The sequence below is a fragment of the Paenibacillus sp. UMB4589-SE434 genome (assembly GCF_030226685.1).
Lineage (GTDB): Bacteria > Bacillota > Bacilli > Paenibacillales > Paenibacillaceae > Paenibacillus_B.
In genome coordinates this window covers 1,382,113-1,405,317 of record NZ_JASOYK010000001.1, presented here as the reverse complement: position 1 = coordinate 1,405,317, position 23,205 = coordinate 1,382,113, and the positions used below count along the sequence as shown (strand labels likewise).

Genomic DNA, 23,205 nt, shown 5'->3' with positions numbered 1-23,205 from the left:
TGGTAAGTATTATGTATGCATGTAACCGCAATGAGAACAAAGGAGATGCACAAAACGTATTGACATGATCAAACTACAATTGTAGCATTAATTATAACTACATACGTGGTCTGATTAAATTGACTTTGGAGGTTACATGCATGAACCAAATACCACCTATTACGGATGCTGAGCTGGAAATTATGCGCGTGTTGTGGATAAATCCGGATTGCCCTTCCAGCGAGGTCGTCAAGCACATGACGGATCGGATGGGATGGAGCCCGAATACAACCAGGACGCTTCTCAGTCGTCTAGTACAGAAAGAAGCGGCGGGGGCAAAGTTAGAAAAGGGTTCGAAACGTGCTCAATTATTTTATCCACTTCTCAGTGAGCAAGACTACCTGAGATCTGAAACCAAATCCTTTATGAAAAAGCTGTATGGCGGGGCATTAAAGCCGATGTTGGCTAACTTTTTGGAGGATAAAAAGCTGAACAGGCAAGAGATCGAGGATCTGAAGGCATTATTTGATGATAATGACAGTGGCGGTGAGCGAGAAGAGAGAGATAGCTGATGAGTCTTACATTACAAGGGAGTTTAATGTCAGTTTTTGGCTGGGTAATTCGTGGATCGATCATGGCCGGCATCTTGGTCTTGCTTGTCCTGATCCTGAAATTTCTTCTGAAAAACAAGCTTGAAGCAAGATGGATATATTTGTTGTGGCTACCTGTGGCTATCCGTTTACTGCTTCCGTGGGCACCGGAGTCTTCGCTTAGCCTCTACAATGTCTTTTCATTGGAGAGCATGGCGCCCGGTATTCAGCAGCAAGGTCAAATTTCGCCGTTGTGGTACAAATTGTGGAAGGGATCAGTGGACATGGGCGAACCAACAGCTCATGTAGTACATTCTTTTAACGCAGAGAAAAGCATCCATATAAGGGGATCCGTGCAAGTATCAGTTCCGTCGTATGAATCGAGAACCGTGCAGGAAAGGCATTTCTGGTGGAGCGGGTTCAAGCAACTGGATTTCATAAATATGCTGATGTGGGTTTGGCTTGTAGGTGTTTTGCTGTTTGCCGCGAAAACGGTATTCGATCAAGTTCGCTTGAAACAAGCCCTGCGTGCAGGCCGATATATTGAAACGCCTTATTTATCATCCGTGTTTCAGGAGACAAAACAATTATTGGGCGTGCAGCGCAAAGTGCAGTTTGTAGCCAGCGAGCGTATTCCTGGGCCAGCCGTGGTCGGTTTTCGCAAGCCTGCGATCGTCATTTCGCCAAGTCTACTCGTTACGCTGCAAAAGGATCAGCTTCAGTATATTCTGGCGCATGAGTTCGCCCACATTAGGCGACGAGATGTACTGGTGAATTGGATCGTGCACAGCATCCTGATACTCCACTGGTTTAATCCACTATTATGGCTTGCCGTATATAAAGCAAGACAGGATCAGGAGATGGCCTGCGATGCATGCGTGCTGGATCAGATGAGTCCACAGCAAAACAGTGCATACGGGCAAACGATCATCCATGTGCTGGAGCATTTTTCAGGAAACCATCATAAGCCGGGACTTGCTGGTTTATCTGCTACGCATAAACAAATGAAAAGGAGACTTATAATGATCAAACATTTTAATAAAAAATCATATCGCCTGTCCATTCTGGGGATCACGATGATACTCGCGCTTGGCAGTGTGACGTTAGTTAACGCAAAGGAAAGCAATGCTGGGAGTGAGCTACAAGCAGCTTCCGTTCAATTGAAACAGGATACCAAAGCCGCTGTGAACAGTCAGCCAGAGATTATCTATCCGGAAGGGGATATAGACCGCACGCTTTACAAGAAAGAAGTGGAAAAAAATCTTGAAAAAGCCGCAGCAGCAGCTAAGGCTCTAACCGGAGAGGAAAAAAAGTTTATCGAGGATGAAACTAAGAGAGTGAAGGAATTGCCAAAAGAAACAGGTGTTTCTTATGTTATGTACCATAAATATAAGGACTTGAATAGTGGATTTGATCTTAGCTTTTGGGGAGGCGTGTCACTTGAATACACTTCCTACGAGGACTATTTAAAAAATGCGTCTGTTTTGAAGGGGCCTCTCGTGCAGGAACCTAATAATCTTCCAAAGGGATATACGTTCTCCAAAGCAAGGATTGATGGTCCAACAGCAACAGAGGGCAAGTTCATTGATGACCTAAGAGCCGAGGGCAAAAAGAGTGGCAAACCTCTCTATACGAAAAAGATGGAGTGGAACGAGGCTGCAACCCTCCGTTTAGAGTACACGAATGGGAAAGACACGTTAACTATTTCTAGATATATGCTAGACACAGGAGAAACTGATAAAAAGGGATTCTTCGAGGATAACTTCCCTAAGCATATATATCCAAAATATGTTTTCTGGAATACCGACCAATTTGAATATAGTATTTCAACCTCATCGGATATGAGCAGGGAACAGAAGATCGAAATTCTGAAAGCAGCCGTAGAGAAATAATATTCTTGATCCAGATATAGGTCTTGAATTATAAGCCCATACAGTCCTGAAAATAGGGTTGTATGGGTTATTTTATTTGAACAAGGACTAATATATCTCTCACCAAGTTCAGTACGGGGTTAAAAATTAGATTGCAAACTTCGAATAAATAGAGTTAGACTCTATCCATCGTTTAATGTGACTTAAGATAGCGAGAAATAAAAAAAGAACCTGGATCGTTTAATCAGGTTCTTTAATATTGCATATCAACATACACAATGTTATAATCAAATCACGATTTTAAAAATAAATAAGACATAATTAATGCATTTTACAATCTAATTATATCATGCTGGTAAACTCATGTCAAATGTTTTTCTCAATTTAATGGTTAGGAGAGATGTTGAATGAGTTCTTTGGTGCTCGATCTTCAAGAAATAGATAAAACGCAGCTATTGCTCGTTGGCGGAAAAGGTTTAAATCTGGGGGGATTGTCAAAAATTAAAGGAATAAAAGTACCAGAAGGATTTTGTGTTACAACAATGGGATATCAAAGAGCTCTCGAACAAAACGAAGCGTATTACGCTTTGCTCAATCGACTAACCATACTGAAAGCAGAAGATCGAAATGAGATTGGTGAAATCAGCAGGCAAATTCGACAAATCATAATGGAAGTAGAACTTCCTTCCGATGTTATGGATGCAGTTACTCATTATCTCTCCCGGTTAGGAGAAGAACATGCTTACGCAGTGCGTTCTAGTGCGACTGCTGAAGATTTGCCTCATGCCTCTTTTGCTGGTCAACAAGACTCCTATTTAAATATCATCGGCAAAAAAGCAATCATGCAGCATATCAGCAAGTGTTGGGCGTCCCTATTTACGGATCGCGCAGTAATCTACCGTATGCAAAATGGATTTGATCACAGTCAAGTGAATTTATCCGTAATCGTTCAAAGAATGGTTTTCCCACAGGCTTCAGGAATTTTATTTACCGCCGATCCGATTACTTCTAACCGGAAGCTGCTTTCAATCGATGCCAGTTATGGACTTGGAGAAGCATTGGTCGCTGGCTTGGTATCTGCCGATTGTTATAAAGTACAGGAAGGTAAAATCGTTGATAAGAGGATAGCAACTAAAAAATTGGCTATCTATGGCCGAAAAGAAGGCGGTACTGAGACAAAGCAGATCGATCCTGATCAGCAGACGACTCAAACACTTACGGAGCCACAAATATTACAGTTGGCACGCATTGGAAGACAGATCGAAGCTTATTTTGATTGTCCGCAAGATATTGAGTGGTGTTTGGTTGATGATACCTTTTATATTGTCCAGAGCCGGCCAATCACGACTTTATATCCAATCCCTGAAGCGAATGATCAAGAAGGTCACGTCTACGTATCAGTCGGTCATCAACAAATGATGACCGAACCCTTGAAACCATTAGGAATGTCTATATTTCAGTTAACATCTTTTGGAGCCAGGTTTAAAGCTGGTGGAAGGTTATTTGTTGATGTTACACCTATGTTGGCTTCACCTGATAGCCGAGACAATTTATTGAATTCCCTGGGACAATCGGATCCGCTCATTAAAGACGCACTTGTGACTCTAATAGAGCGAGGAGATTTTATAAAATCGGTATCAAATGATAAAAAAGAACCACGTCTCAGTAATATCAATAAACGTAAGTCGCCTGCGGGTTTTCAAGCACAAATCGAAAATGATCCAACAATTGTTTCTGAACTGATTAAGAGTAGTCAAGTTTCGATAGAAGAGCTAATACAAAACATCCAAACGAAATCAGGATCAGATTTATTTGATTTTATTCTAGAAGATATTCAGCAATTAAAGAAGATTTTGTTTGACCCACAAAGCTTGGGTATAATTATGGCGGCTATGGATGCTTCAACATGGATCAATGAAAACATGAACAAGTGGTTAGGTGAAAAAAACGCAGCAGATACGATTTCTCAATCTGTACAAAGCAATATTACTTCGGAAATGGGTCTGGCGCTATTGAATGTCGCAGATGTGATTCGTCCTTATCCAGAAATCATCTATTATTTACAACATGTAAAAGACGATAACTTTTTGGACGAACTGGTTGCGTTTGACGGTGGCCAGGAAACGCAAGCCGCTATCTATGCTTATCTCAATAAATACGGGATGCGATGTAGCGGAGAAATCGATATAACTAAAACTCGTTGGAGCGAAAAGCCAACTACACTGATCCCCATGATTCTTAGTAATATCAAAAACCATGAGCCAAATGCTGGTGATCGAAAATTTGAGCAAGGGCTACAGGAAGCTGCACAAAAAGAACAAGAGTTATTAGAGCGATTGAAGCAATTACCAGCTGGTGAACAAAAAGCCATTGAAACAAAACAAATGATCGATCTGATCCGTAACTTCAGCGGGTATAGGGAATATCCAAAGTATAGTATGGTTAATCGCTACTTCGCATACAAGCGGGCTCTATTGAAAGAAGCCGAACAACTCGTTCAAGCGGGCGTTATTCATAAACAAGAAGATATATATTTTCTCACTTTTGAAGAACTTCAAGAAGTCGTACGCACCAATAAACTAGATCACCAGATCATCAGCAAACGAGAAGACGAGTACAAATTATATGTAAAACTAACCCCACCACGTGTTATCACGTCTGATGGTGAAATCATTGCAGGTGAGTACAAGCGAGAAAATCTCCCAGCCGAAGCGATTGTAGGTCTACCTGTTTCTTCCGGAGTTATAGAGGGACGAGCGCGTGTCATCTTAAACATGGAAGATGCTGATCTGGCGGATGGGGATATATTAGTCACCGCGTTTACTGATCCTAGCTGGACACCATTGTTTGTATCCATAAAAGGACTAGTCACAGAAGTTGGTGGACTGATGACCCATGGAGCCGTAATCGCACGTGAATATGGCTTGCCTGCAATTGTCGGAGTGGAGAATGCTACCAAACTAATAAAAGATGGGCAGCGAATTCGCGTGCATGGAACAGAAGGGTATATCGAAATAATATAGATAATAGGGTGGTTACCGCAGATTGGAGAGATAATAATGGGAAATACAGATAAGTTTGAAATGATAGCTCATAGTTATGACACTTCTGAAAGAATTCATATTGCAAAGGTATCATCGGATGCCATTCGTGAGTATGTAGTTGATGCTAATCGTAAGAAAGCGATTGATTTTGGGTGTGGAACTGGTCTTGTCGGCATGAACTTGTTAAACGATTTTAATTCTATACTTTTTCTGGATACTTCACAAAACATGATTAATCAAATAAAGCAAAAAATTTCTGATTTTAATATTCAGAATGTAGATACATTATGCTTTGATTTTGAAAAGGGCGTATTATCGGATTTGCGTGCTGACTATATTTTTATGGTTCAGGTTTTGCTCCATATTAATGATGTTGAATTCGTTTTATCAAAACTATTTGATGTTCTCAATGAAGGGGGACATGTGCTAATCGTAGATTTTAATAAAAATGAAAAAGTAGTATCAGATATTGTTCATAATGGATTTAATCAAGCAAAACTAACTGACATTATGACTAAAATAGGGTACAAAAATATTCAATCCAAAACTTTTTATCATGGAAGTAAAATATTCATGGGACAAGATGCATCTATGTTTATTCTTGATGCTCAAAAGTAAACTTGTGGGCGGAAATTATCCCGTAACTAGATACGTGAAACGATTAAGATAACGAGATCAGCAAAAGGCCACCCGTGAAGGGCGGCCTTTAAACTTTCCGCTATGGATAGCGCGGAGAACCGTACCATAAATAACGGCGGAATATGTGGTGAAACGGCTCATTCATTTCTAACAACGATATGTTTATCAGTAAGATACAGAATCCTGTGTCGGCCGATTGAATCCTTTAATGATTAGCCATATAGCCAAAACCAATTGTTGAAAGGCTATCGGAATGTTCAATATCATATAGGCTTCATCCAGACCGATGAACCGAATCATAAATAATAAGCTTGCCAAGACGGACAATGTAGACCCGATAAGGCCCGAAACTGACAACCAACGTGGAACCAATTTGGTTTGGTAAAATATGCAGTTATACAAGAACATAGCTAAAACGAATGTCAGTGTCGTTGCCACATGGTTCACCAAATCACGGCCTTCCCGTAACAATCCACCAAGGGTCTGAAAATACGACTCATTCAGAGTTCCAACTTTTGCAAATTCATGGCTTAATGTCAATAGCAGCAGAAGAATGATTACACCAATAATAATGAACACACCCGCAATGATGCCGAAAGCAACAGATCCAAGAGCTAAACCTTTATTATACGTGCTTAAAATCGGATACATCAAAATAGGAATACCTACATAGGCAGCAATCATTAACAACTGGAAAAATGAACCTGTTATCACTTGGTTTTCATTTAAAGAAGATTTAACAAGATAGCCTGCTCCATCTATAACAGGAACAACACTAAATATACCTGTAAGCAACCCGACTAATAATAACACTCCCGTAATTAAGGCAGACCTTTTACCCGGTTTTGCACGCTTCGTCAACATACTTAACCTCCTTATTGTACCTAACCTTTGCGGCATTTTCAGAACCTGCAATTGAAGCCCCAGCTGCTGCAAAAAAATGATCCCTGTTCCGAATCGATATAGTAGCTTTTTATTTTTACTTTACGGGGCTGAAACTGCCTTTAGTACATGAATTGGCATCACCTGTTTACGTTTTGAACAATATCTTATTGGCGAATGTTTCCCGTCGTCCTCGCTATGATCCATCAGTCCAAACTCACCCTGCTGCTGGTATTTCTCATCCATATACTGTCCCCTTATAATTTGACCAATGGTTTATTTTAGTGTTCTTTCTTTTGATGGTTCTTCACAACACAACGTCCTTAGAGATGTTATGTTTTTATGAATTTATGATGTGTTATGTTCTTTCGCAGTGTTATAAATCAGCATGTTAATTATATGTAAACATAATGGATAGTTAGATTAATAAGTTCAACGACTATTCATAGATTTGCCGTAAAGAATTCATAAATAGTGTTATTACAGCATCGCAGATATTTACTTTTGGCGGATATTGATGGATAATAATACTAGATTTCCCGCACTTTTAACTGTTAGTGTTAATGAGAATTATCGCTAACCTCCTGCTTCAACAAACTTCTATACGACACATTCAACATCAGGTGAATTTTCAATTTGACGTATTTCATTTAACGACATGAATGTGGTAGCAGATCTGATATCTCTTCATCAACCTGAACACAACACCTAGAGCGTTAATAGACACCCCAATGCCCGTTTTTGTGAACACACTGGGATTTTTAATCGATGCTGCGGTACGTTAAAAAGCCGGTGTGGGACATAGTTGTTTGTATTGTAGTGTGTAATTGATTACAGACGACCTGGGAAGGGTCTGCCCTTAATAAATGAATATTAGATGATGAAGAAAGAGGAGATTCTCCTCTTTTTTTGTGTTCACAAACTAATAAAAGTGGAGTGAGAGAAATGACTATGACGCCGAAGCAAGACATAGCCATCATCGGAATTGCTGGTCGTTTTCCGGGAGCGGCTAGTGTTCAGGAGTTTTGGGAAAATCTGCAGTCAGGCATCAATAGTATTACTCTGATTCCGAACGAGCGCTGGAACTGGCAGGATGTATACGGCGATCCGCAAAAGGAAAAGAACAAGACAAACAGCAAATGGGGCGGATTTATTGCCGATATTAACAAGTTTGATCCACTCTTTTTTGGCATTTCACCTAAAGAAGCGAACTATATAGATCCGCAGCACCGCATCTTTCTGGAAACGGTATGGCAGGTAATCGAAAACGCCGGTTACCGGGCGAACAGCCTGTCTGGCAAGAAGGTCGGCGTCTATGCCGGAGTTTCAAAAAATGATTATGCGGAGCTGCTTAACACCGAAGATATTAGTGCATTTGTTTCTACTGGGACTGTACATTCAATTTTGGCAAATCGTGTGTCCCATTTTTTTAATTTTCGGGGACCGAGTGAAGCGATCGATACCGCATGTTCCAGCTCGCTAGTCGCACTGCACCATGCATGTCGGGATATCCGGGAAGGAGAATGTGAGGCGGCGATCGTCGGCGGGGTTAATGCGCTGCTGAGTCCACGCATGTATATTTCCCACGCCAAGTCTGGGATGCTGTCAGCGGATGGTCAATGTAAGACATTCGATACTTCTGCAGATGGATATGTTAGGGGAGAAGGTGTGGCAGCGATGTTCCTCAAGCCGCTCACTCAAGCACGAAAGGATCGTGATAACGTTCTAGGCATTATTAAATCATCAGCGATCAACCATGGGGGACGCTCTAATTTCCTGACAGCACCGAGCGTGGATGCTCAATCAGAGGTCGTCTACAGCGCTCTACGGCATGCCAATGTTGATCCCAGAAATATTTCTTACATCGAAGCACATGGGACGGGCACACCTCTAGGAGACCCGATCGAAATCAACGCATTGAAGAAAGCATATACACAGTATTTTGAAGAAAAGGGATTTGAACCTGATGAGAACAGCTGCGGATTAGGATCGGTGAAGACGTATATCGGACATTTGGAAAGCGCGGCAGGCATGGCTTCAATCTTTAAAGTGCTGCTCGCAATGCAGCATGGGTTACTGCCTGGCTTATTCAACCATAAAGAAACAAATCCTTACATATCGCTCGTGCAATCACCGTTCTTTCTGGTTACCGCTCCAACAACATGGAAGAGACGCCGGATCAATGGCAAGACGCTGTCACGACAAGCTGGAGTGAGCGGATTTGGCATGGGTGGAGTCAATGCGCATGTGATATTGGAGGAGCCATCACCTCCCTTAAAACAGCGTAGAAAGGGGACAAGCCGTGAACGAATGATCCTGCTTTCTGCAAAAAAAGGGCGACTTCAGGCGACGGTCCAGCAGCTTGTGACCTTTTTGCGAAGTAAGGCTGGACAAGCGGTAAGCTTGGATGATTTGGCATTTACACTCATGTTCGGACGAGATGAATTCGAGGAACGCCTGGCTGTTATTGCAGAGTCTACGACGCAGGTTCTAAACGAGTTGGAACGGTTCTTACGCGGGGACACGACAGGATGTGTTCATGGCATTGCTGTAGTGAAAAAGGACAAAGCTCTAATCGTTCCTAACAAAACGGATAGTCCGTCAATGCTCGCAGAGCAGTGGGTAAGGGGCGAACCGCTTGCATGGGCAGAGGAAATCTACGACGGTCGCCGCATTGTGCTTCCAGGGTATCTGTTCGAGCGCATTCCTTGTTGGTTTGAACAGAAATCAGTTGCGCCTGCTGATTCAGACTCAGTAAAGACAAGGGCAGTGGATGAGGAACCATCATTTGGATCGTCTGTCGTTACTTCTGTATACCCAGTAGCACCGATTCGGCTCACCATTTCGAATCGCGATCCGCTCGTGCAGGATCATCTCGTACATGGACAAAAGGTAATGCCTGGAGTAGGGTATCTTGACTTGATTGCACGAACCTTGGAACAGAAAGCAGGAGCTGTCTGGACCTTTGCAGATATATATTGGTTGAAGCCACTCGTATTAGAAAAGGAATCACGTAATGTGGAACTGACTGTCGAAGCGAGGGGAAACGGGGAATTTGTGCAGTTTCATACTGGCAACGACCAGAATTGCCAAGGCATGATGCTTGCCGGCAACGCTGATATGACAGATAAACGAATTGATTTGCAGGCCATTCGGGAGCGCTGCGTAACGGAACTAGTGCAGGATGAGCTGTATGATCTTTTTTTCGAACATGGCTTGGGTTACGGGGATTCATTCCGGGTAATAGGCAAACTCCGTTATTCTCGCGGAGAGGCACTTGCCGAGATAGTCACATCAAGTTCGGAACGAATTCGAGCAGGACTGCTTGACGGTGCCCTCCAAGCTGCGGTGGGCTTAAGCGTAAGTAATCAAACGGCTTCACAAGCGCAATATGTGCCGTACTTTGCGGAAACATTCCAATTCTACAGCACCTTGGAAACGGTCAGGTTCTATTATGTAAAGCAGCATGAAGGAAATAAAAAGGGATCGCTCCGGTTCGATCTATATTATTGCGATGAGCAAGGACATGTGCTTGGTATAGTGAAAAATTTCACGAAAAGACCTTTAACATCTATCCAAACTCAAAAGATATTAGAGATTCCAACGGTGCAGCCCATGCTGTTCTATACATCTGATTGGCGTCAGGAAGTATGTGCTCCGGAAGTAGAAGTAAAAGGATTACTTCTCGTGAACGGTTCTGAGCAGTTGGAAGAGCAGATGTTGACGGAGCTTGCCGACAAAGTTCCATTTCTGCATTTGAAAATTAAGCCCCATGACCACGAGGCCTGTCTGGAGGCATTTCTTGCACTGAAAGAAAGCGGATTTCCGCTGCGGCAAATGATTGTGCCGGCGGAGAGTCCTGGTGCGGAAGATTTAAAAATGCTGCTCTTATTGGCACAAGTCGTAATCAAGTCTAAGTTCAAACAGGCGATTAAAATGGTCTATGCCAGTGAACTTGTGCGTGAGAAACAATTGCCCGCGCTGCTATCTGCTGGCGGGTTTGCCCGTACACTGAAATATGAATATCCGCGCCTCCGGCTAGAGATTGTAACCTTTGACCAGAGCTTCAACAGCTGCGGCCACGCGCTTTTAGAGGAGTTGTTCACATCATCCGAGGCTCCGCTGCATGAAGTAAAGTATGAATCCGGCTTGCGGCATGCACGAATCATGTCTGCAATACAGGGCGATTCAATGCCAGAGAAGACGCTTCTAAAACGTGGCGGAGTTTATCTCATTGCAGGCGGGGCAGGCGGACTCGGCCGCATTTTTTCTTCCTACTTAGCAGAGACCCAACAGGCATCGATCGTTCTGCTTGGCCGCAGACCGCTAACGGAACAGATTAAAGCACAGCTTGCTCAGTTGGAGCGCTTGGGCAGCACGGGCGAATATATCCCGGTGGATTTAGGGAACGAAGCTCAGGTCACAGAGACAGTACAAATGATTCGTTTGAAATACGGTAAGATTGATGGCGTATTGCACGGAGGCGGCATGATCGATGATGGTTTTATTCTGCGTAAAACCGCCGATTCGTTTGAAAATGTAGTAAGGCCAAAACTAGCAGGCACGATTCATCTTGATCGCGCTACGGCTGGTGATGAATTGGACTTTTTCGTTATGTTCTCGTCTATAGCGGCATTGATGCCAAACCAAGGACAAGGCGACTATGCCTCCGGCAACAGCTTTATGGATGGGTATGCAAACTATCGCCGTCAGCTCGTAGCATCTCGGCAGCGAAGTGGTCTCACGATTTCCATTAATTGGCCGCTTTGGGCAAACGGCGGGATGCAGGTGGAACCGGAAGAGCGGGAACATCTCTGGAACGTGTTTGGAATGCAGCCGCTTGCAGCGAGTCGTGGCTTGCAGCTGTTCGAAGAAGCACTTGGGTTGGCACGTCGTAAAGGTTATTCACACATAGTCGGCATTGAAGGGGATCAGATAAAAATTAACCGTCATTTTGGAATTTTTCAAGACAACAAAACAGAGCAGAAACTTGATTTTACTCACTTGGTTACACGCGACTTATTTACGATCCTAGCGCAAGTGCTGCACCTGCCGTTCGATGAGATCGGTGCGAAACAGCCACTGCATGAACTGGGAGTCGATTCGATGTCATTGTTGACTATTTCCAAGCTAATTACCGAGAGTCTAGGCGTTGATTTTAAGCCGACTCTACTCTTTGAATATGGGACGCCGCAGCAAATTGTAGATTTCCTGCTGCAGGACAAGCATCGTGCAACGATTGCTGAACAGTACGGCAAGCTTGGAGCCTTAGCTCCGCTCTATCGGAGTACTGGGCTCATCGATCTGCATACGGTTCAACGGGATCGATCCTTGTTTCAGCGTCGGTACGACAATACGGAGTTTTATCAGCTGGATCATGTTGTGGATAACAAGTATAACGTACCGGGCGCCTGCTATGCGGAAATGGCAAGGCAAGCTGGGGCACTGTTACTGCCGACCAAGAAGGTGAACAAACTGCTCAACTGCTATTGGGCCAAGCAGCTTTCCTCGGCAGGAGAGCCTTTTGATGTCTATATTCAATTGATGCAAAAAGGCAGCCGTACTACTTATGAAATATACAGTATGGAGCAATCGGAATCCGTTGTTCATGCAACAGGAGAACTGCAATATGCCGAGTTTGATTCGTCAGCAGTAAACAATGAATTCCTTGATTTGATAGCAATCAGACAGCGATGCACGACAAGCTGGACACGGGAACAGGTGTATCAGCAAATTCATGCCGAAGGTCTTATCGTTGGGGAAAGCTTTATGCCGATGCAAGAAATCGTGTTAAGTGAGAGTGAGGCTTTGTCAACACTAAAGCTCCCGGAGAACATCGATGGAACATATGATGATTACCTGCTCCATCCGACCATGTTAACCGGCGTGTTTCAGACAGCTTTGATAAACAATCGCTATCATGGCGATGATGATCGCGACTTTATTCCTGTAGGCATCGATTGTGTGGAGATGATAGGTATAATCCCTCGCCAATGTCATGTGTATTGCGAGATGAACCTTAAAACAAAAGATAATCCGGATATCAAAAAATTTAATCTGAAGGTATGTGGGGAAGACGGGGTTGTGGCAGCACGCTTGACCAACTTTTCGATTAAAGTGGTAAAGTACGATAAATCAGCTGCGCAGCAGACGGATGAAAGAATTTTGGACGAGTTGCGAGTTGGGAAAGACATGCAGGATGGACTTGCGATAAAGTCAGGTCAGGGGAAAGGGAACATGAAGGAATCTGAATTACCAATTGATGGTCAGATTGGAGCAGAGATGCTAAAGGAACATGCGGCACAATTCCTTCGTAAGCTCGTGGCGGATTCAATAGGACTAGAGGAGACAATGATCGTGCCAGACGAGCCATTCGAGTCATACGGCATCAACTCCATCTTGATTCTGGAGTTGAACAAACAGCTTGAGGATGCGTTTGATGCCGGCTTGTCCAAAACGCTGTTTTTCGAATATCGTAATTTAGCAGAATTAATCGACTACTTCGTAGACGAGCATGCAGATATGCTGCGCGATAAGCTGCTCATCCCCACAGAGACACCAAGTGACCTAATTGCTCCGCCAGAATCCTCTCCAGAAATAAGCAATCTTGTCGTGGATGTATGCGACAATCCGTTGGCAGAAGGTGAAGTCATCTCACAAGTGACCATAAAGCCTGAGGCACTTGCTGTGGCCCATGCCGAAAGGCATGCTCCGGCTTCGCGCGATATTGCGATTATTGGACTGGCTGGGCGCTATCCACAAGCGGAATCGCTCGCTGAATTCTGGGACAATCTTCGGTCCGGCAGGGATTGTACCGAAGAGATCCCGCTCGATCGCTTTGATCGTTCGCATTATTACAATCCCGATAAGCAGCACGGCAAACTGTATAGCAAGTGGGGCAGCTTCCTGCAAGACGTTGATGAATTCGATCCGATGTTCTTTAACATTCCCCCACGCGAAGCTGAATTGATGGATCCGCAGGAACGATTATTTCTGGAAGTCGTTTGGCATGCGCTTGAAGATGCAGGGTATACGAGACAAAGTCTTTCCGATGACACGGTAGGCGTGTTTGTGGGTGCGATGTGGCAGCCTTATCAGGAGCTTGCAGCAATAGCACAGTCACATGGCGAGCACGTAAGTCCTAGTGGATACTTGTACAGTATTGCCAATCGAGTCTCCTATTTCTGCAACTTCAATGGTCCGAGCTTAACCGTGGATACAGCTTGTTCGGCTTCGCTCACAGCTCTCCACTTAGCTTGTCAAAGCCTTATAACGGATGAAAGCAGCATCGCCATTGCAGGCGGCGTTAATGTATCAATTGGTGCGGGCAAGTACTTGTTTTTGAGTCAATACAGATTTCTGTCGACAGACGGCAAGTGCCGGAGCTTCGGCGCCGATGGTGACGGTTATGTTCCTGGAGAAGGCGTAGGCGCGGTCCTTCTGAAACGATTGGAAAACGCGATCAAAGATGGCGATCATATCTATGGAGTTATCAAAGCGACCGCGGTGAACCATGGTGGGAAGACCAACGGCTATACTGTACCGAATCCAACCGAGCAAGCAGGCGTCATCCTGAAAACGCTGGAGCGCTCGAATATGGACCCGCGGAAGATAAGTTACATTGAGGCTCACGGCACCGGAACGGCGCTTGGAGACCCCATTGAGATTAGTGGTTTGACGCATGCATTTGCCAAATATACGAAGGACAAGCAGTTCTGTGCGATCGGCTCCCTTAAGTCGAATATCGGCCATTTGGAAGCCAGTGCAGGTATTGCCGGCTTGACTAAAGTCCTGCTGCAGCTTAAGCACAAGCAGATCGCACCGTCTCTCCATTCGGACCCGCTAAACCCAAATATTGATTTTGCCAATACTCCATTCATCGTTTCACGTGAACTTAGCGATTGGAAGCGGCCGGACATAAAGATTGATGGTGAGATAAAGCAAATCCCTCGTATCGCGGGCATTTCGTCATTCGGTGCCGGGGGAGCAAATGCCCATGCGATTGTCTGTGAATACATGGCAGAGGACACGAAGCCGAAGCTTGATATAATGGGGACTTCGTTTATTTTCCTGCTCTCAGCCAAACATACCGACCGCCTGCAAATGCAGGCAAAACAACTGGTGGAGGCCATTTACAGTGGCCTATATACGGACGCCGACCTTCCCGCCATCTCATTTACTTTGCTGACTGGCCGGGAACCGATGGAGGAGCGGTTAGCTTTACTTGCTGGATCGCTTCAAGAACTGACTTCGAAGCTGCAAGACTTTTTGACTGGCAGCAAAGGGGGCTCCGTATACCGGGGACAGGCTAAAGAATACAAAGAAGCTTTGAGTCTTCTAACCCATGATGAGGATATGCAGATTGTCATCAAGTCATGGTCCGCCAAAAAGAAATACGACAAGCTTCTCGGCTTATGGGTGAAAGGGATGTCCATCGATTGGCGATTCCTGTTTATGAATTACCAACCGCGGCGTATTTCACTGCCTGGCTATCCTTTCGCCAAGGAGAGATACCGATTTCCGACGGAATGCGGATCGCTTCCGCAGCAGCCACTTTATGGAGCGTCTCCCAATACGATAAATGAATTAGCTCTACATCAATCTGATCCGATGCGACAGAAGGTGTTTGTCACAAAAGAATGGGAGCTGTGCGAGATTAGATCACCTCGCCGTGCGCACGGCATGGTGGCCATTCTGGCGACGCCGGAGTTGCGCGCACTGTCCGCAGAGCTTGCGAATCTTCTACCCCACAGTCGATTGTTTGATGTGCGTCATGTGTCAGAAGAATTCGATTGGTCTGCTTTTGACGGGCTGATCGATCTAGCGGGCTGCACACAGGATTGTCATGATTCGTCCGATTGGATGCGGTGGCTGCAGCTCTTGATTGACCAGAAACATCGGGAGGGGCTGATGCTTCTGGGCGTTACTCAAGACCTTGAACGGTTTGGTGATCACGATGAAGTCAATTTGACAGGAGCAATGCGAGCAGGGTTGTACCGCATGCTGCAATGTGAGTATTCCCACTTGCGTTCAAGACATTTGGATATAGAGGGATCGAGTGACGAGACGACACTTGCTCGACTGATCGTGCAGGAATATTTGGCGGATAGCGGTGAAATGGAAATCTGTTATCGAAATTCCCGACGCTACCGTCCTGTGCTTCGTGAACGAGAAAAAGGTGGGCTTCAAGGGGAGCGCTTGTCTTTCCCCGAGCATCACGTGCTGTGGATTACGGGAGGAACGAGAGGTATCGGACTTTTATGTGCCCAGCATTTTGTCAAACACTACGGTGTCAAGCGTCTGGTATTGACTGGGCGTGAGAGTCTGCCTCCGCGAGAGCAATGGAATATGTATACCGAGCAGCATACCTCCGCCGCTCGAAAAATTCGGGCCATTTTAGCGCTGGAAGAGGATGGAGCAGCAGTGGAAGTGTTATCTGTTCCGCTTTCAGATGCGCGGGCACTCGCACAGAGCTTGCAGCAAATTCATCAGCGCTTTGGTCCTGTCGGGGGCGTGCTGCATTGTGCAGGCTCGCTGGATAAGGACAATCCAGCGTTCATCCGCAAAACCATGAACGGGATCAACCAAGTGCTGGAGCCGAAAATAACAGGTATTAATCATTTAATTTCCTGTTTTCGGGAAGAACCTTTGCAATTTTTTGTAGCATTCTCTTCTGTGTCAGCTCTGCTTCCTTCGTTGGCAGCGGGATTGAGCGACTATGCAGTCGGCAACACCTATATGGACTATGTCGCCGCAGCGAGAAGTAAGGAACTGCCCATCGTCAGCTTGCAGTGGCCGAGTTGGCAGGAAACAGGCATGGGGGAAATTCGGAACAAGGCATATGATCTAACGGGCCTTGTCCCCATCACGAATCAGGAGGGTCTCGAATTTCTGGACTATGTGCTTGCTAAAAAAATCGGACCGGTCCTTATGCCGGCTATCGTCAATCCAGCAGTTTGGAAACCAACGACACTATTGCAGCTAGACAGAGCGGATCGTGGCAGGCCAGCTGCCAAACTTTGCTCACCCCCTGAAATAAAAGCAGTCAGCGGTAGGGGACAAGCCAATACACGGACTATCATGGAGAACCTGTCATGGAAACAGGGGATCGGTAATGGAGAGGGACGTTCAGCCGAGATTTGGCTCGTTGGTTTGTTTGCCAAGGAATTAAAGATGGATCCGTCTCTTCTCGATACGGACACAGAGATTCATGAATATGGAATAGACTCCATCATTCAAGCACAGCTGCTGCAAAAGATCGGACAGACTCTAGAGCAGCAGCTCGATCCGTCTCTCTTGATGGAGTATCACACCATTAGAGCACTGGCGAGCTACTTGGAACGAAGCTATAAGGATGCACTGAATGCTGTGTTGATCACATTACACAACGATGCTTCTATGCCGGCTAAGATGGCACAAGCCCTCGAGACAGCTGGTCAGTTTTTGCAATCGGATGCTGCTTGTGAGCATGGGCAAGCAGTCTCTTGGATACAGGACAAGCAGGCGCATAGAAGCTCGGATATTGCAGTCGTAGGCATGAGCTGCCGGCTACCTGGAGCGGATTCGCCTGAGCAGTACTGGAAGCTGTTGACCGAAGGACGATCCGTAATCCGTCAAGTACCCTATTCACGCTGGGAGTATTCGACGAACTACTATGCGGGGCTGCTTGACGATATCACCAAGTTTGATACGTCTTTCTTCCGAATTTCCGAACAAGACGCGAAGGTGATGGACCCGCAAGCTCTGCTTCTGTTGGAGGAAGCCCTTAAGCTATGGCATCAGGCGGGATACGATTATGAGGAGGTCAAAGGCCGAGCGATCGGCGTATATCTCGGTGCCCGCAGCAACTACATGCAGAGTGAACTGGATCTGCTTAGCGCAGCCAACCCTATTCTTGCCGTCGGGCAAAACTATTTAGCGGCCAACATATCGCAATTTTTTGATCTGCGGGGACCGAGTGCCGTAGTGGATACTGCATGCTCATCAGCTCTGGTTGCGATGAATATGGCCGTGCAGGCACTTCAAGGCGGAGACATTGAGGCCGCCGTCGTAGGTGGCGCTAACCTGCTGTCAACTGATGCCACCCACCGAATGTTCAAGCTGCGCGGCATTTTGAACGAACAGCCCCAGTTCCATCTATTCGATAACCGAGCTTCGGGAGTCATTCCCGGTGAGGGCGCAGGCTTGGTGCTGCTGAAGACAGTGGAGCAGGCGCTTAGAGATGGGGATCGAATTTACGGGGTTATCAAAGGAATAGCGATCAATAATAATGGCAGAACGGCTGGTATATCTATCCCCAATCTAGAAGGACAACAGCATGTCCTGGAAGCAGCATTGACCAAAAGCGGTTTGCGGCCAGAGCAAGTCTCTTATATCGAGACAAATGGTTCGGGCACAATCGCGACAGATATTCTGGAGTTGAAGACCATATATTCGGCTTACCGTTCCGACTCTTCGGCGCCGCTCGGTCTCGGGTCCATGAAACCGAATATCGGACACCCTCTTTTTGCCGAAGGTATTGCGGGCTTTATAAAAGTAGTATTAATGCTTCATCATCGACAGCATGTACCTTTCCTATCCGGAGAAGGAACGTTAACGCACTTTGACCTGAGCGGCAGCCCATTCAAATTTTGCCGTGATACGGCTCCATGGAACATGGAAGCTCGTATTGCAGCCGTCAATTGCTTTGGAGATGGGGGAACTAACGCCCATGTAATTATTGGGGACTTGGAAGAGGCGCTACAAAGGATGAATATAAGGTCTCCGAAGCCACTTCCTTTGCTGCAGCCCAAAGATATTCGCTGCCAGAATTCCGCTCGATCTGTGTGGAGCGGAGGCAATGTATGGAGACAGATGTAAGGAATGAGGTGCCTTCATGAAAGAACAGTTTCTAATTCGAATGGACCATCCGATTGTCAAACATCATAAGTATGAAGGGCAAGGCTCGCTTCCCGTTAGCTCGTATTTTGATCTCATCTTCCAGTTGTTTCGCGAGCAGGGATATGATTTTACACGGCTTGAGCTCCGCAATCTTACCGTCTATGCCCCATTTCTCATCAGAAATGACAAGGATGTTCTGTTATGTATTCAATCCCGAGAGATAGAAGCGGGATCTTGGGACATTCGAATTGAAAGCGAAGAAGAACCAAGTGGAAAACGGCTTAATGAGCGTCAGTTGTTGATCACGGCGCGAATGTATATGCGTGAGAGCTTGGTGTTTCATGAAAGATTGGATATTGCCCGCATTCAACTTGAAACCAACCAGGAAGAGCGCCTAGCTGCATATTACGAAAAATGTCGCCAGCAGAACTTGTTTCATGAAGGAATTATGCTTGTGGAAGGGATAAGATATGAAGGAGAGAACGGTGAATGCTGCTTGAAGGTTGTGCTGGGGAAAGAAGCACTCCCCGGTGCGACCGGGTTCATGTTCCATCCTGCACTGATTGAAGGCGCGATTATCGGGAGCGGAGTATGGTTCCCGCAAGCAATGAATGGGGAGCAGAAACTGTTCATACCACTGTATTGCGAATCCTTCCGTGCAGCTAGGACAATGGACAAGGAATGCTGGATTAGAATCGCCAAGCCGGTAGAACGCAAACCTAAGCTGCATCTCACGACGCTCGAGTTTTTTGCTTCCAATGGAAGCAAGATTTCGGAGCTTGTTCATTATTGGAGCACAGCACAGGCTTAATATAAGATCGCCTCAAGAAGTATAGTCGCTTGCTGAGACTGGAAGCTATTTCATGATGAAGGAAGCTGGCGTAAGAAGGAGCAATAATGGTGAGACAACCTATCATATTTATGTATTCGGGTCAGGGATCACAATACTATCAGATGGGACGGACGTTGTTTCAAGAGGATGCAATATTTCGATCGCACATGCAGCGTATGGATAACCAATTACAAGAATGGATTGGCGAATCGATACTGAACGAGCTGTACCATCCAGAAAAAAGCCGCAGCACACCCTTCGATCGCACCCTGTACACACATTGCGCTATTTTTATGGTGGAGCATGCCTTGACCGAATTGTTGAAAACGAGCGGATTGCAGCCTGACATTGTGGTTGGGTCGAGTCTGGGGGAATTTGCCGCAGCGGTAGCAGCTGGAGTTATTAGTGTTGAAGACGCGCTCCATGCGATTGCCGTTCAAGCAATACAATTGGAATCTTTGTGTTTACCAGGCAGTATGCTTGCGATATTACATGATCGCGCATGGTACAACTCCGACTCTGTTCTGCGCGAGATTTGTGAAATCGGCTCAATCAATAACGAGGCCCATTTTGTTGTAGCGGGAGCTCGAGAATCAATAAAAAAAGTAGAGCAACATGTCAAGGCTCAAGGTATTTTATGCCAGAATATTCCTGTTACCCAAGGCTTTCATTCTTCCATGCTCGATCCGGCGGAAGCTGAGTATATCGGCTTTTTAAGAAGATTTAAGTTTCAGAATCCACAAATTCCATTTATATCAAGCGTTTATGGCAGACAGATCGATCAATTGGAGCAGGACTATTTATGGAAAGCCGTGCGTATGCCGATTCTGTTTACCAACGCAATCTCTTTTCTGCAGAAACATATAAGGCGTGGCGTTTATTTGGACTTGGGTCCTTCGGGAACACTTGCTGCCCTGATGAAACGCTCGATAAACAGCGCTGAGACTGAAATCATTCTGCCTGTGCTAACGCCTTTTCAGCATGAGACGTCAAATGTAAGCCGTATAGTGGCCCAGTATTCAAGCAAGAACAAGGTTACGGTGACCAAGGAGGAGAAACCGATGCTTGCTTATGTGTTTCCGGGACAAGGATCTCAAGGGAAAGGAATGGGAGGGGAATTGTTCGATCGATTTCCTGAAATTACGAACCAAGCGGATGAAATACTCGGTTATTCGATAAAAGAGTTGTGCCTGCAAGATCCGCAAGGGAAATTGAATCAGACGGACTACACCCAGCCTGCTCTTTATACCGTAAATGCATTGATGTTTTTGAAAGCGAAAGAGGACTCAGGGGTCAAACCCGATCTGCTTGCAGGACATAGCTTGGGTGAGTATAATGCTTTATTTGCAGCGGGTGCTTTTGATTTCCCTACCGGACTGAAGCTGGTGAAAAAAAGGGGGGAGCTGATGAGTCGCGCTGCGGGTGGCGGAATGGCAGCTGTAATCGGCTTAGACGGCGAGACGGTCAGCCGCGTGCTCAAACAGCATCCCCAGTTGGATTTCATTGACATCGCAAACTACAATTCACCCAAACAAATCGTAATTGCAGGTAGGAAAGAAGACATTGAACGAGCTCAGCCAGTGTTTGAGCAAATTAAAGGGGCGAGATACATCCCATTAAAAGTAAGTGGGGCTTTTCATTCGCGCTATATGGCGGAGGCGAGAGATCAGTTCGAGCAGTATATTGAATCTTTCGAGTTTATGGCTCCAAAAATTCCCGTCATTGCTAATGTCACTGCCCGACCATACCGGCCATCTGAACTCAAATTAAATTTGATTAAACAAATTACGCATTCCGTTAAATGGTGCGAAATCGTTCAAGTGCTCATGGGCTTTGCATCTATTGAGATTAAAGAAATAGGTCCCGGTATTGTATTGTCCGGTCTGACCAGCAAAATTCGTCAGGAAGCCGAACCGATTGTCATTGACTTGGAGCAAGCATGTCAGCCGATCATAGAGTATCCAGCTCCGCATACTCAAAATAATCGTGATGAGCTAAATGGTGAAGCTTATCAAGAGGTTGGCATACAGGCCAAGGTTCCAGCAGTGATAAAGCATTTTATCAATGAAGAGGCGACAGTGCCTCATTCACTCGCATACGGGATTACGGCAGAATCACTGGGGTCTGAACAGTTCAGGAAAACTTACAATCTTAAATATGCTTATTTGACAGGGGGCATGTACAAAGGAATTGCTTCCAAGGAGCTAGTGGTTCGAATGGGAAAGTCAGGCATGATGGGCTTCCTTGGCACCGGGGGAATGAAGTTGGATGAAGTAGAACGAGACATTCAGTACATACAAAGAGAGCTGTATCAAGGGCAAACCTATGGCATGAATTTACTGCATAGTCCGTATCACCCGGAAAGGGAGGAAAGTAACGTCGATCTCTATATGAGATACGGTGTGAATCTGATCGAAGCGTCCGCTTACATGACGATTACCCCATCACTTATTAAATATAGAGCCATGGGACTATCCAGCAATTTGGACGGAAGTGTCTCGATCAAACATAGAATCATCGGCAAAGTCTCCAGACCGGAAGTAGCGGAAATCTTCTTAAGTCCAGCACCTGAATATATGGTGGAACGTCTCATCGACCAGCACAAAATAACGAGAGAACAAGCAAACCTGCTGCGGCAAGTGCCAATGGCAGACGACTTATGTCTGGAAGCGGATTCAGGCGGACATACCGACGGAGGAGCAGCCAATGTTTTGCTGCCAGCGATTCTAATGCTTCGTGACGAGATCTGCAGAAAGTATGGGTATCGTCAAAAAGTGGGGATCGGCGCCGCAGGTGGAATTGGGATGCCTGCAGCCGCTGCAGCTGCCTTTATCTTGGGTGCTGATTTTATTGTAACGGGCTCGATTAATCAGTGCACGGTAGAGGCAGGAACCAGCGATGCTGTCAAAGATTTGCTGCTGCAGATGAATATTCAGGATACGGCCTATGCCCCGGCGGGAGATATGTTTGAAATGGGAGCGAAGGTCCAGGTTTTGCGCAAAGGGGTGTTTTTCCCCGCCAGAGCAAATAAACTACATGAGCTGTACCGCCAATATAACGCAATCGATGAAATTCCCGAAAAAGAGAAACAACAGCTTCAAGAGAAATACTTCAAGATGAGCTTTGAGGAAGTGTACCAGAAAGTTAAAGCACATCATTCCGCCCAGGAAATCGAAAAGGCGGAACAAAATCCGAAGCACAAGATGGCTTTAATATTCAAATGGTATTTTGTTTACTCGACACGTATTGCTTTACAGGGTACACCAGGCTGCCAAGTTGATTATCAGATTCACTGCGGTCCTGCATTGGGGGCATTTAATCAATGGGTAAAAGGTACATCGTTTGAACACTGGCGCAATCGTCATGTCGATGAGATCGCGGTAAAATTAATGACTGAGACGGCCGATGTCTTGAACCGGAGGACCCGAAGTTTGCACCGATCCCTGATTCACTAATCGAGATTATTGATATACATGGTTGTTCTTGAA

General features: G+C 45.5%; 8 protein-coding genes. 7 read left to right on the top strand and 1 reads right to left on the bottom strand.

Features of this window, described 5'->3' with window-relative positions; genetic code table 11:
• Positions 1–140 precede the first annotated feature (140 nt).
• The 4 genes from QP775_RS05595 (at position 141) to QP775_RS05580 (ending at position 6,102) form a co-directional block, all read left to right on the top strand.
• Positions 141–551 carry a BlaI/MecI/CopY family transcriptional regulator gene (locus QP775_RS05595; RefSeq protein ID WP_285104324.1) on the top strand — a complete coding sequence of 137 codons (411 nt, stop codon included), beginning with the start codon at positions 141–143 and terminating at the stop codon, positions 549–551.
• Positions 551–2,461, top strand: a complete 1,911-nt coding sequence (locus tag QP775_RS05590; RefSeq protein ID WP_285104322.1) for a M56 family metallopeptidase — start codon at positions 551–553, stop codon at positions 2,459–2,461. The genes QP775_RS05595 and QP775_RS05590 overlap by 1 nt, the downstream gene beginning before the upstream one ends.
• 386 nt (positions 2,462–2,847) lie before the next feature.
• Complete coding sequence (gene ppsA, locus QP775_RS05585; protein WP_285104320.1) at positions 2,848–5,463, top strand: phosphoenolpyruvate synthase; 2,616 nt, start codon at positions 2,848–2,850, stop codon at positions 5,461–5,463.
• Between the two features lie 36 nt (positions 5,464–5,499).
• Entirely contained in the window at positions 5,500–6,102 is a 603-nt protein-coding gene (locus tag QP775_RS05580; RefSeq protein WP_285104318.1) for a class I SAM-dependent methyltransferase, read from the top strand.
• Between the two features lie 186 nt (positions 6,103–6,288).
• Here the strand turns inward: QP775_RS05580 and QP775_RS05575 are convergent, their stop codons facing one another.
• The gene (locus tag QP775_RS05575; protein WP_285104316.1) at positions 6,289–6,987 is read right to left on the bottom strand and encodes a DUF4386 domain-containing protein; all 699 of its coding nucleotides are present in this window, start codon (positions 6,985–6,987) and stop codon (positions 6,289–6,291) included.
• Positions 6,988–7,941: 954 nt separating this feature from the next.
• Between QP775_RS05575 and QP775_RS05570 the strand changes: the two genes are divergently transcribed.
• The 3 genes from QP775_RS05570 (at position 7,942) to fabD (ending at position 23,172) form a co-directional block, all read left to right on the top strand.
• A complete protein-coding gene (locus QP775_RS05570; RefSeq protein WP_483311990.1) occupies positions 7,942–18,864 on the top strand; it encodes an SDR family NAD(P)-dependent oxidoreductase in 10,923 nt (3,640 codons plus the stop codon).
• Positions 18,865–18,880: 16 nt separating this feature from the next.
• Positions 18,881–19,696: a hotdog family protein gene (locus tag QP775_RS05565; protein ID WP_285104312.1), complete on the top strand. Its 816-nt coding sequence runs from the start codon at positions 18,881–18,883 to the stop codon at positions 19,694–19,696.
• Between the two features lie 89 nt (positions 19,697–19,785).
• Entirely contained in the window at positions 19,786–23,172 is a 3,387-nt protein-coding gene (gene fabD, locus QP775_RS05560) for an ACP S-malonyltransferase (RefSeq protein ID WP_285104309.1), read from the top strand.
• Positions 23,173–23,205 lie beyond the last annotated feature (33 nt).